Raw genomic sequence first — 11,427 nt, forward strand, 5'->3', positions numbered from 1 at the left:
GATTTTTCAGCAAAAAGACAGTATGGAATATGCTTTATTAACAGATGTTGGTCAAAAGAGATCAAATAACCAAGACTATGTCAACCGTTATACAAACCGTGCAGGAGTTGATTTGATTATCTTAGCAGATGGTATGGGCGGTCACCGTGCAGGTCATATCGCTAGTGAAATGACAGCGACAGATCTTGGGGCGGCATGGGTTGATGCACAACTCAACACCCTCAATGATGTCCGTGAATGGTTTGTAGATGTGATTGAAAAAGAAAATCAAAAAATCTACGAACTCGGTCAAACAGAAGAATATAAAGGCATGGGAACAACGCTTGAAGCTGTTGTTGTCATCGAGCAACAAATGATTTATGCCCACATCGGTGATTCACGTATTGGGATTGTTCGCAATGAAGAATACGTGCAATTAACAAGTGACCATTCCTTGGTAGGCGCTTTGGTGCGTGCAGGTCAATTGACCGAAGAAGAAGCGAGTCGCCACCCGCAAAAGAATATTATTACGCAATCAATTGGGCAGCAAGATCCAGTGGAGCCAGATATCGCGATCAAAAAACTGGAAGTGGGAGACTATGTTCTCGTTAACAGTGATGGGTTGACAAATATGATTTCAACCGGAGATATCCGTGATATTTTGGTCAGCGAAGTGCCACTTGCTAATAAAGCTGAGAGTCTCATTCGCTTTGCCAATAATGCAGGAGGAACAGATAATATCACCGTTGCGCTTCTTCATCTAACGGAGGAGGCCTAATCCATGATTCAAATTGGAAAGATATTTGCAGGTCGCTATCGGGTCGTTCGGCAGATCGGTCGTGGTGGCATGGCGGATGTCTATCTGGCTAGGGATCTGATTTTAGATGGTGAAGAAGTGGCTGTTAAGGTCCTTCGAACTAATTATCAGACGGATCAGATAGCCGTCCAACGTTTCCAGCGGGAAGCGCGTGCTATGGCGGATTTGGATCACCCTAATATTGTCCGTATCTCAGATATTGGTGAAGAAGATGGTCAACAATATCTGGCGATGGAATACGTTGACGGATTGGACTTGAAGCGCTACATTAAGGAAAATGCTCCCTTGTCAAATGACGATGCGGTTCGGATCATGGGGCAAATTCTTTTAGCTATGCGTATGGCGCATACGCGCGGGATTGTTCACCGTGACCTCAAGCCGCAAAATGTCCTCTTGACACAAGATGGGATAGCAAAAGTGACCGACTTTGGGATTGCAGTTGCCTTTGCAGAGACAAGTCTGACACAGACCAATTCGATGTTGGGTTCTGTGCATTACCTCTCGCCTGAGCAAGCGCGTGGTTCGAAGGCGACGGTTCAAAGTGACATCTATGCTATGGGGATTATCCTCTTTGAGATGTTGACAGGTCGGATTCCTTATGATGGAGATAGTGCGGTTACGATTGCCCTCCAGCATTTCCAAAAGCCACTTCCATCTGTTCGTGCGAGCAATCCGCAAGTGCCGCAAGCATTGGAAAACGTCGTCCTAAAAGCTACCGCAAAAAAATTAACAGATCGTTATAAAACGGTCGCAGAAATGTATGCGGATCTGGTTTCATCTTTATCAAGTAGCCGAAAAAATGAGAAAAAAGTCGAGCTATCAGACAATAAAGTAGACACTAAAACACTTCCTAAGTTGAGCCAATCAACTACGGAAGTAAAGCCAGTTAAAGCAAAATCACCAGCTAAGAACAATGCTAAACAAGCAGAAGCGGAGAAGAAAACTGACAAAATCAAACGCCGGATGCGTACACGCTACAAGGTCTTGATTGGAGCAATTTTCCTGTTGGCAGCTGCCTTTGTAACAATTTTGCTCAGTACACCAGCTACGGTTAAAGTTCCAGATGTAGCCGGCTTAACGCGTGACCAAGCCGTTGACAAGATTGAATCAGCTGGTCTTAAAATTGGTCAGATAAAAGAAGAAGCCTCTTCAGATGTTGAAGCTGGGAAGGTGATTCGGACGGACCCGGCTGCCAAAACTTCTCGTCGTGAAGGTAGTGCAGTAGATTTGTTTATCGCAGTAGAAGAAGCTGTTACGGTCCCAGATGTATCAGGTAGTGACTTGGAGACGGCCAAGGTCAAATTGCAGGAACTTGGTTTTAAAGTTGGGGAAGTGAAGTATAAAAATAGCGAATCTGTTGCAGAAGGCAATGTCATCAGTACAGATCCAAAAGCCAATACTTCTAAATCCAAAGGAAGCACGATCAATCTAGTAGTCTCTTCAGGAGTTGAAACAGTGACTGTTCCAGATGTGGCAGGAATTAGCCAATCTGCAGCAAAAGATGCATTGACAGCTGCTGGATTAACCGTCGGTACAGTGACGGAGAATGCTAGCGATACTGTGGCAGCTGGTTTAGTGATTAGCACAGATCCTGCTGCTAAAGCTCAAGTTGCTAAGGGAAGTACAGTTAATTTGGTTATTTCCAAAGGCGCAGCCATTACCATGCCAGATTTTGGTTATATGAAAGTTAGCTATGCAGAAGCACGTCGTCAGTTGCAAGCGTTGGGTGTTTCCGTTTCTGCCATTGAAAAGCAAACAGATTCAACGGTCACAGCTTCTACATCGGACATGGTTCTCAGTCAATACCCGTCTGCAGGATCGGTTATTGATGGAACAGTCACGCTTTATGTATCTGTAGCAAGCACAAGCGGTACAACAAGTACGACCGGAAGTTCATCAACGACAACAACTACTACAGGCTCAACCACAAGCGAATAACAATAAAGGATCTAGGATTACCTAGATTCTTTTTCTTCATAATGAGAGTTTAGAAGGAAGTTTCTTCTTTTGTGAAAGGAGGCAAAATTACGACTTCTCTCTAAAATTTGTTACAATAATAGAGTGAGGAATAGTCATGAAGAAAGTACAGTTTTTTTTATTAGTTGAGGCCTTTATTTTTACCCTGGCCTTATTTGATATATTGGCCAGCGAGACAGCGCGTATCTTGTTGCTCCTGGCAGCACTCTTGTTGGTAATTTGGTACTTTACCAGTCGAAAGGTCAATAGCCTCCTGATAACCAGTGCCAATATTTTAATTTTGTTGGTCTTTGTACTCAATCCATTTTTCATCGTTGGTGTTTTGATTGCCTTGCTGTATGTGGTGGTAAACTTTTTTGCCCGAAATGAAAAGAAAAATCAATATACCCACATTATCATGGATGAAGAGACAGTATCTGTTGATCGCAAGAAAAATAAATGGCTGGGGAATCAGATACATACACGAGACCATTATGGTTTTGAGGATATCAATATCATTCGATTGTTTGGAAATGATGTGGTAGACCTGGATGAGACGGTCTTGGTCGGTCGGGATAATATTGTTATGGTCCGAAAAGTATTTGGTCGAACGAAAATAGTTGTTCCAATTGATGTAGAGGTCAGCTTGTCGGCAACCAGCCTCTATGGTCAGGTTCGATTTTTAGGATTATCCGAATGGGATCTGCGCAATGAAAGTTTTTCTATTTCCAGCTCACATTACAAGGAATCGCATAAGCGAGTGAAAATCGTCAATAACAGCCTCTTTGGCGATGTGGAGGTGGTCCGCGTATGACAAAACGAACCTTTCTCCTTCTGATTTGGTATGCAGCTCTGATTATCTTGGTTGTCCTAGCAGCCATTTTTCCTCTGTTGCACTTATCCATTTGGGATGTTTCTCTCTGGATTGCCACTGATCAGCTGATTTTTACCTTGATTTTACTGGTCCTTGTCTTGGCATTCTTTCTTTTTATCTTGGTTCAATCCTCGGCTATTACCGCAACTCAGCTTATGCGGCAAAAATTACGGTCTATTTTGCAGAATAAAAGTATTCGTACAAGTTCAGAAGAGGATCAGCTCTTATTGGATTTGTCGGACAAGGTGCGAAATTTAACCAAGCAAGTTCAACTGATTGACAACCAAGACTTAGTTAGGCGAGAGGAAATTGTAGAGGGTGAACGCAAGCGGATTGCTCGCGATTTACACGATACAGTTAGCCAAGAGTTGTTTGCGACGAGTATGATTTTGTCAGGTTTATCTGCAAATCTAGACCAGCTACCAGCGGAGACCTTGTCACAGCAACTGGGCACCGTCAAGGACTTGATAGAATCAGCCCAGAAAGACCTACGCATATTATTACTGCATTTGCGACCAAGTGAATTAGCAGGAAAAAATTTGGTAGAGGGATTCGAAGTGATTTTGAAGGAAGTTAGTGATAAAAGCACTATTCAAGTTACCTTCCATCATGAAATTGACCATCTGCCCAAGTTGATAGAAGAGCATTTGTTCCGCATTGGTCAAGAAATTATCAGTAATACCTTGCGACATGCCAAGGCTGAGCACCTCGATGTCTATCTGGTACAGCATGAGACAGAAGTACAGCTGAAAATGTCTGATGACGGCCTTGGATTCGAGCAGACGGATGAAAAGGATATGAGTTATGGCTTGCAGAATATCCAAGACCGTGTGGAGGATATGGCTGGAACAGTTAAAATTCGAACAGCCCCTCAGCGAGGTGTGGCCATTGATATTCGTATTCCACTTTTGAAAGGAAAAGAAGATGAGTAAAATTCGAGTATTACTGGTCGACGACCATGAGATGGTCCGACTAGGATTGAAAAGTTTTTTAAATTTACAGCCCGATGTTGAGGTTGTGGCAGAGGCAAATGATGGCGAGCAGGGCTTGGAGATGGCCTTGGCTGAAAAGCCAGATGTTATTGTCATGGATTTGGTCATGCCCAAGATGACAGGAGTTGAAGCGACGCTTGCTATCTTGGAAAAATGGCCTGAAGCAAAGATTGTCATTTTGACCTCTTATCTGGATAATGAAAAAATTTATCCAGTTCTGAATGCGGGAGCCAAAGGCTACATGTTCAAAACATCTAGCGCAGATGAAATTGTCCAAGCTATTCGCAAAGTTTCGCGGGGAGAATTGGCCATTGAGACAGAGGTGGAGAAAAAGGTAGAACACCACCGCAAACATCCAGCCTTGCATGAAGGTTTGACGGCTCGTGAACGCGAGATTTTGACCCTCTTGGCCAAAGGTTACGATAATCAGCGGATTGCTGATGAATCCTTCATTTCCCTAAAAACAGTTAAAACCCATGTGTCCAATATCTTGTCCAAGCTTGAAGTAAGCGACCGCACACAGGCGGTTGTCTATGCATTTCAACATGGACTGGTGGCACAAGAGGATGAATAGTGGTATACTATTGAAAGAAAGTAAGAGAAGGGAGATTCATGGACGCTAAGTTAAAATACCGAGCCAAGAAAATCAAGTTGGTGATTTTTGATATTGATGATACCTTGCGTGTAAAAAATACAGGCTATATCCCAGCGACAATCCCACATGTCTTTGAATCCTTGCGAAAAAAAGGAATCGAAACAGGGCTGGCTTCCGGTCGTGCCAAGTACGGAGTAGTACCTGAGTTAGCCGCACTCAAGCCAGACTATTTTGCTATGATGAATGGCAGTTTGGTAGAAGATAAAAAAGGAAACATTATCTACGACAATCCCATTCCTCGGGAATTGGTGGAAGCCTACATTGCTTGGTCTCAAGAAATCGGCATTGCTTATGGCTTTATGGGGGCAGAGGCAGCAGCAATTTCTGAGAGAAATGATGCAGTTCAAGAAACTATTGATATCGTTTATGATGATTTAGAAATCAATCCAGATTTTTATCAAGGCAAGGATATCTACCAGATGTGGACCTTTGAGCCCAATGGATTCGAAGCTATCTTGTCAGAAGAACTGGCTGAACTCAAGAGTGTCCGTTGGGAAACACGCTCATCTGATATCCTTTTGAAGACAGCCTCTAAGGCTACAGGAGTCGCAAAATTAGTAGAGCATTTAGGATTAAAACCTGAAAATGTACTGGTTTTTGGTGATGGTCTCAACGACATTGAACTGTTTGACTATGCCGGTATCAGTATTGCCATGGGAGAATCCCATCCAGCACTAGCAGCAAAAGCGGATTACATTACAAAAAAATTAGAAGAAGATGGCATCTATGATGCCTTGGAGAAATTAGGAATGGTAGAAACAATTAGAAATTATCCACAACTTGACCTTGCAAATGCAGAAGGACCAATTGCAACAATTCAAACCAATCATGGTGACCTTAAAATCAAGCTTTTCCCAGAACAAGCACCAAAAACAGTGGCCAACTTTGTCGCTCTTTCAAAAGATGGTTATTATGATGGTGTTATTTTCCACCGTATTATCAAAGACTTTATGATTCAAGGTGGCGACCCAACAGGTACGGGTATGGGTGGACAATCCATCTATGGAGACTCTTTTGAAGATGAATTTTCAATGGAAGTTTTCAACCTACGTGGTGCTCTTTCAATGGCTAATGCAGGTCCAAATACAAATGGTAGCCAATTCTTTATCGTTCAAAACACCAACTTCCCCTACTCAGCTAAAGAATTAGAACGTGGTGGCTGGCCAGCAGAAATCGCAGCCCTCTATGCAGAAAATGGCGGCACACCTCACTTGGACCAACGTCATACTGTTTTCGGTCACTTGATGGATACAGATTCATTTGCAGTTTTGGATGCTATTGCAGCGGTAGAGACTGGTTCACAAGACAAACCTCTTGAAGACGTGGTTATTCTTGGCGTGACAATCGAGGACTAGGATGAAAATCGGAGATAAAATCCAAGGAATCATCACAGGTGTACAGCCCTACGGTGCCTTTGTCGAATTAGAAGATGGAACAACTGGTTTGATTCATATCTCTGAGATAAAGACAGGCTTTGTAGACAATATCCACGATCATCTGAAAATGGGACAACAAGTTCTTGTTCAGGTGGTGGATTATGATGAATTTTCGAAGAAAGCCAGCCTATCACTTAGAACCTTGGAAGAAGAAAAGCAAAAATTTCCGCGTCGTCATCGTTTTACGAATGACCGCAATAAATTTGGTTTCCAGCCCTTAGAAGAAGCTATGCCAACATGGATTCAGGAAGCCAAAGACATGTTAGCACAAGAAAACAAGTGAAATCATCTGATTTCACTTGTTTTTATTTTAGTCTTCAAATTGATAGAGGGCAGTTGATAGATAGCGTTCTCCGTTATCTGGAGCTAAGGCTAATACTTTTTTCCCTTTTCCAAGTTTTTTGGCAACTTCAATGGCACCAAAGATAGCAGCAGAGGCAGAAATACCGATGAGGAATCCGTCCTGTCCACCAAATGTCCGACCAAAAGCTAAGGCGTCGTCAGATTTGATACGTAATACATGGTCATAAGAACTTGTATCTAAAGCTCCTGGGATAAAACCAGTTGAGATACCTTGAATTTTATGTGGACCAGGTTTGTCTCCTGACAAGACAGCTGACTCATCTGCTTCCAAACCATAAATTTGGATGTCAGGATTTGCTTTTTTGAGCGCGCGAGAAACACCAGTGATCGTACCACCAGTACCGATACCAGCTACAAAGGCATCTAGACCTGTTGGACCGAAGTCTTCCAGAATTTCAGCTCCTGTTGTTAATTCATGAATTTCTGGGTTGGCAGGATTTTCAAATTGCAATGGGACCCAAGCACCGCGTTCAGCAGCGATTTCTTTTGCCTTTTCAATGGAACCTTTAATGCCTTCAGAACCAGGTGTAAGAACCAATTCAGCACCATAGGCTTGAACGATTTTACGGCGCTCGACACTCATTGTCTCAGGCATCACGATGACCACTTTGTATCCTTTAGCAGCACCGACCCAAGCGAGCCCAATCCCTGTATTTCCAGAAGTTGGCTCCACAATTGTATCGCCTGGCTTGATGATACCGCGTTTTTCAGCATCTTCAATCATGTTGAGAGCGATACGGTCTTTAACAGACGAACCTGGGTTGAAAGCCTCTAGCTTCACATAAACATCTGCTGCATCTTCAGGGACGATATTGTTCAATTTAACAACAGGTGTTTTTCCGATAAGTTGTGTAATATTTTGATAAATAGCCATAGTATTCCTCCAATTCTTGTAGGTTCAGTATACCCCCTGTACTTATTTTTGTAAAATATAAAAAAGCTATCGAGATGATAGCTGTTTTTAATTTATGGGGATTTCAACCACACGAACTGACGTCTCAGTTGCATGAATTTTACCATGATAGTAGTCCCTTAGACTGTTAATAGTTGTCTGAGTGTCTTCCTTGTCAACGTAGAGAGTTGTTGTTACAGTTTCTAAAAATTGGGTGTCATATTCGACCAATCCATTTTCAGAACACCATTTGGCAAAATCTTGGTATTGTGCGTAGGATAAAGTGACCTGAATCCCCTGTTGCTCTTTGACTAAAACGCAGCCAATCTTTTTGACTGCTTCAGCCACTGCTCCAGCGTAAGCACGGATCAGCCCTCCAGCCCCCAACTTTATACCGCCAAAATAACGCGTCACCACAGCCACAACATCGGTTAGCTCATGATTTTCTAAAACTGTCAGCATGGGAACTCCGGCTGTTCCTGAAGGCTCCCCATCATCGGAAGAACGTTTGGTACTAGACTGTTCTCCCAAGATAAAAGCAGAGCAGTTGTGATTAGCCTTGTAGTGTTCCTTTCTTAAGGAGTTGATAAATTCACGTGCCTCTTCTTCGCTAGTTACCCGTTTTAGATGGCAAATAAACTGCGATTTTTTTATGTCAATCTGAATGACACCATCTTCTTTAATCGTCTTGTATTTCTTCATAAGAAAATTGTACACATTTTTGTAGGACTTATCAAGTTTTCCTATCAATTTACGAATAATCAAGTATGAACATAAATGAAGATTATCTCGGTCGTTGGTTTACCAAGTATCAATTGACTGAGGAAGAGCGACGATTGGCAGAAATCATAGCGCCGGATCCCAAGGCTTGTCTACGCTGTGCAACTCCTTACCCTGTTGAAAATCGTCTCCCAAACGGTGCTTTCTATTGCAGAGAGTGCATCTTACTTGGACGAGTACGCAGTGACCAAGAAATCTATTATTTTCCGCAGAAGTCTTTTCCCAGACAAGATTCTTTATTATGGAAGGGGCAACTGACTAAGTGGCAGGCAGATATTTCGACAAAACTTTGTGCCAACATTGCAGCAAGGCAGCCAACCTTGGTCCATGCCGTGACAGGTGCTGGTAAGACGGAAATGATTTATGAAGCGGTAGCACAAGTGATTGACCAAGGCGGTAGTGCCTGCTTGGCAAGTCCTCGAATTGATGTCTGCATCGAACTGTATAAGCGGTTGAAAAGAGATTTTGCGTGTTCTATTTCACTTTTACATGGAGAGTCCGAACCCTACTTTCGGACACCGCTTGTGATTGCGACCACTCACCAGCTACTGAAGTTTTACCGCGCCTTTGACTTGATTTTGATAGATGAAGTTGATGCCTTTCCTTATGCAGACAATCCAGTTCTCTACCAAGCTGTTGACAATGCTGTCAAAGAAAATGGTGTCCAAGTCTTCTTGACAGCCACTTCTACAGCCGAGTTAGATAAAAAGGTAAAAAAGAAGGAGTTGGAGCGATTGCGTCTTCCTAGACGTTTTCATGAAAATCCGCTAGTCGTTCCAAGTAAGGTTTGGATACATCAATTTGACAAGCAATTATCTAAAAATCAACTTCCGGCGGTGATTAAAAAAGCTATTGCTGATCAGCGGAAGACAGGCTTTCCCTTGCTTATTTTTGCTCCAGAAATTACAAAAGGGAAAGAACTTTCTTCTATTATAGGACACTATTATCCAAAGGAAAAAATAGGCTTTGTTTCCAGTCAAACAGAAAATCGCTTGGAAATCGTAGAGCAATTTCGTAGCGGTGAAATTGGAATCCTTATCTCAACGACCATTTTAGAACGAGGAGTGACTTTTCCTTGTGTGGATGTTTTTGTTTTACAAGCCAATCATCGATTGTACACTTCATCCTCTCTAGTCCAGATTTCAGGTCGAGTGGGTCGGAGTGCGGAAAGACCGACGGGGCTCTTGTTTTTCTTCCTGGAGGAAACAAACAAAGCAATTGATAATGCTATAAAAGAAATTAAGTTGATGAACAAGGAGGCTGGTTATTGATGAATTGTTTACTATGCGGTGCGGCAGTAGCAGGTCGGCAAACATTTTCAGAACTTTATTTTCTCCGAGTAAGAGAAGAGGTTCTCTGTTTATCGTGCCAAATGTCTTTTGAAAAAATACCTGATCAACACTGCCAACGATGTTATAAGGGGATGACAGATGAGATTTGTGAGGATTGCATCAAATGGGAAAAGCAGGGAAAAATCATTGATCACGCCAGTCTTTATCAATATAACGAAACGATGAAATCCTATTTTAGTCGCTATAAGTTCGAAGGGGATTATCTTTTAAGAAAAATATTTAGCAAAAAATTGCAAAAAGTATTAAAAAATTACCAAGACTATACCCTAGTCCCGATTCCTGTCAGTCAAAAACGAGAAGAAGAGCGTGGTTTCAATCAGGTTAAAGGTCTATTAGATGCAGCAAGACTTCCCTATCAAGAATTGTTGGGAAAATATGAGACAGAAAAGCAATCGGAAAAAACGCGTCAGGAACGATTGAAATTAGAGCAACCATTTTATGTGGTTTCATATAAACAAGTGCCAGAAAAGATTTTATTAATTGATGATATCTATACGACAGGTGTGACTTTTGAAAGGGCAAAAGAGGCTATATTGAAAAAAGGAAAGAAAGAAATCAAGACGTTTTCATTGGCAAGGTGAGAAAACGCTTGCATTATTTATAGAAAGTGATATAATAAAAGGGAAGAAAGGCGAAAGCCGAGAAAGAGGTACTCATATGATTAAATTCAGTATTCGTGGTGAAAACCTTGAAGTGACAGATGCACTCCGTCGCTATGTTGAAGATAAGGTAGCAAAAATTGAAAAGTACTTCAATGAAGAGCAAGAATTGAATGCTAAGGTGAATTTGAAAGTTTACCGTGAAAAAACTTCTAAGGTTGAAGTAACTATTCCGCTTGGTTCTATCACGCTTCGAGCAGAAGATATTTCTCAGGATATGTATGGCTCAATTGACCTTGTAGTAGATAAAATCGAACGTCAAATTCGTCGCAATAAAACAAAGATTGAAAAGAAAAATAGACAAAAGGTTGCGATTAGCCAAATCTTTACAGCAGAACTAGAAGAGCAAGCAGCAGTAGAAGAAGTTAAAGTTGTTCGCACAAAACAAGTTGATGCGAAACCAATGGACTTAGAAGAAGCAAAATTGCAATTAGAACTATTGGGACATGACTTCTTCATCTATGTAGATGCAAAAGACCATACGACAAATGTGCTTTACAAACGCGAAGATGGAGATCTTGGACTGTTAGAAGTACGCAATTAAAAATTCGCCCCAATAAGGGGTGAATTTTTTTGAAAAAAAGTCAAAAACAGTGTTGACAGTAGTGAGGTAGTCTGATATACTAATTAAGTTGTCTCGTGAGGGGCGGCGGTCATGAAAAAAGTTTCTAA

Annotated in this window: 12 protein-coding genes; 10 read left to right on the forward strand and 2 right to left on the reverse strand. The window is 41.8% G+C overall.

From position 1 onward, the window contains the following. Positions 1 to 22 precede the first annotated feature (22 nt). From ABID27_RS09525 to ABID27_RS09555, 7 genes are all read left to right on the forward strand, one after another. Complete coding sequence (locus ABID27_RS09525; protein WP_253366038.1) at positions 23 to 757, forward strand: Stp1/IreP family PP2C-type Ser/Thr phosphatase; 735 nt, start codon at positions 23 to 25, stop codon at positions 755 to 757. A gap of 3 nt (positions 758 to 760) precedes the next feature. Then, complete coding sequence (gene pknB, locus ABID27_RS09530) at positions 761 to 2,734, forward strand: Stk1 family PASTA domain-containing Ser/Thr kinase (RefSeq protein ID WP_253366036.1); 1,974 nt, start codon at positions 761 to 763, stop codon at positions 2,732 to 2,734. A gap of 136 nt (positions 2,735 to 2,870) precedes the next feature. Continuing rightward, on the forward strand, positions 2,871 to 3,566 hold the full coding sequence (gene liaF, locus ABID27_RS09535) for a cell wall-active antibiotics response protein LiaF (RefSeq protein ID WP_253366034.1): 696 nt from the start codon (positions 2,871 to 2,873) through the stop codon (positions 3,564 to 3,566). Beyond that, positions 3,563 to 4,558, forward strand: a complete 996-nt coding sequence (locus tag ABID27_RS09540; RefSeq protein ID WP_253366032.1) for an envelope stress sensor histidine kinase LiaS — start codon at positions 3,563 to 3,565, stop codon at positions 4,556 to 4,558. Before liaF ends, ABID27_RS09540 begins: the two co-directional genes overlap by 4 nt. Then, positions 4,551 to 5,192: a response regulator transcription factor gene (locus tag ABID27_RS09545; protein ID WP_354281791.1), complete on the forward strand. Its 642-nt coding sequence runs from the start codon at positions 4,551 to 4,553 to the stop codon at positions 5,190 to 5,192. Before ABID27_RS09540 ends, ABID27_RS09545 begins: the two co-directional genes overlap by 8 nt. 38 nt (positions 5,193 to 5,230) lie before the next feature. Further along, entirely contained in the window at positions 5,231 to 6,628 is a 1,398-nt protein-coding gene (locus tag ABID27_RS09550) for a Cof-type HAD-IIB family hydrolase (RefSeq protein ID WP_354281793.1), read from the forward strand. 1 nt (position 6,629) lies between these two features. Beyond that, positions 6,630 to 6,992, forward strand: coding sequence for a S1 RNA-binding domain-containing protein (locus tag ABID27_RS09555; protein ID WP_253366026.1), 363 nt, complete (start codon positions 6,630 to 6,632; stop codon positions 6,990 to 6,992). 27 nt (positions 6,993 to 7,019) lie between these two features. On the opposite strand, the gene cysK is transcribed toward ABID27_RS09555, so the two are convergent. Together cysK and ABID27_RS09565 are read right to left on the reverse strand one after the other, a co-directional pair. After that, positions 7,020 to 7,946 (reverse strand): cysteine synthase A, encoded by a 927-nt coding sequence (gene cysK, locus ABID27_RS09560; RefSeq protein ID WP_253366024.1) that lies wholly within the window; start codon positions 7,944 to 7,946, stop codon positions 7,020 to 7,022. Between the two features lie 87 nt (positions 7,947 to 8,033). Beyond that, entirely contained in the window at positions 8,034 to 8,666 is a 633-nt protein-coding gene (locus ABID27_RS09565) for a YigZ family protein (protein WP_253366022.1), read from the reverse strand. Positions 8,667 to 8,731: 65 nt separating this feature from the next. Here ABID27_RS09565 and ABID27_RS09570 point away from each other — a divergent pair, with 65 nt between their 5' ends. From ABID27_RS09570 to hpf, 3 genes are all read left to right on the forward strand, one after another. After that, a complete protein-coding gene (locus tag ABID27_RS09570) occupies positions 8,732 to 10,015 on the forward strand; it encodes an ATP-dependent helicase ComFA (RefSeq protein ID WP_354281796.1) in 1,284 nt (427 codons plus the stop codon). Beyond that, positions 10,015 to 10,677 carry a ComFC family protein gene (locus ABID27_RS09575; RefSeq protein ID WP_354281798.1) on the forward strand — a complete coding sequence of 221 codons (663 nt, stop codon included), beginning with the start codon at positions 10,015 to 10,017 and terminating at the stop codon, positions 10,675 to 10,677. The genes ABID27_RS09570 and ABID27_RS09575 overlap by 1 nt, the downstream gene beginning before the upstream one ends. A 76-nt stretch (positions 10,678 to 10,753) precedes the next feature. Continuing rightward, positions 10,754 to 11,299, forward strand: a complete 546-nt coding sequence (gene hpf, locus ABID27_RS09580) for a ribosome hibernation-promoting factor, HPF/YfiA family (RefSeq protein ID WP_253366016.1) — start codon at positions 10,754 to 10,756, stop codon at positions 11,297 to 11,299. Positions 11,300 to 11,427 lie beyond the last annotated feature (128 nt).

The sequence above is a fragment of the Streptococcus gallinaceus genome, from assembly GCF_040545695.1.
GTDB lineage: Bacteria > Bacillota > Bacilli > Lactobacillales > Streptococcaceae > Streptococcus > Streptococcus gallinaceus.

What these genes read in the sequence shown, in the direction of transcription:
- ABID27_RS09525 (WP_253366038.1), top strand. Translation starts at nt 23, where the DNA reads ATGGAATATGCTTTATTAACAGATGTTGGTCAAAAGAGATCAAATAAC.
- pknB (WP_253366036.1), top strand. Translation starts at nt 761, where the DNA reads ATGATTCAAATTGGAAAGATATTTGCAGGTCGCTATCGGGTCGTTCGG.
- liaF (WP_253366034.1), top strand. Translation starts at nt 2,871, where the DNA reads ATGAAGAAAGTACAGTTTTTTTTATTAGTTGAGGCCTTTATTTTTACC.
- ABID27_RS09540 (WP_253366032.1), top strand. Translation starts at nt 3,563, where the DNA reads ATGACAAAACGAACCTTTCTCCTTCTGATTTGGTATGCAGCTCTGATT.
- ABID27_RS09545 (WP_354281791.1), top strand. Translation starts at nt 4,551, where the DNA reads ATGAGTAAAATTCGAGTATTACTGGTCGACGACCATGAGATGGTCCGA.
- ABID27_RS09550 (WP_354281793.1), top strand. Translation starts at nt 5,231, where the DNA reads ATGGACGCTAAGTTAAAATACCGAGCCAAGAAAATCAAGTTGGTGATT.
- ABID27_RS09555 (WP_253366026.1), top strand. Translation starts at nt 6,630, where the DNA reads ATGAAAATCGGAGATAAAATCCAAGGAATCATCACAGGTGTACAGCCC.
- cysK (WP_253366024.1), bottom strand. Translation starts at nt 7,946, where the DNA reads ATGGCTATTTATCAAAATATTACACAACTTATCGGAAAAACACCTGTT.
- ABID27_RS09565 (WP_253366022.1), bottom strand. Translation starts at nt 8,666, where the DNA reads ATGAAGAAATACAAGACGATTAAAGAAGATGGTGTCATTCAGATTGAC.
- ABID27_RS09570 (WP_354281796.1), top strand. Translation starts at nt 8,732, where the DNA reads ATGAACATAAATGAAGATTATCTCGGTCGTTGGTTTACCAAGTATCAA.
- ABID27_RS09575 (WP_354281798.1), top strand. Translation starts at nt 10,015, where the DNA reads ATGAATTGTTTACTATGCGGTGCGGCAGTAGCAGGTCGGCAAACATTT.
- hpf (WP_253366016.1), top strand. Translation starts at nt 10,754, where the DNA reads ATGATTAAATTCAGTATTCGTGGTGAAAACCTTGAAGTGACAGATGCA.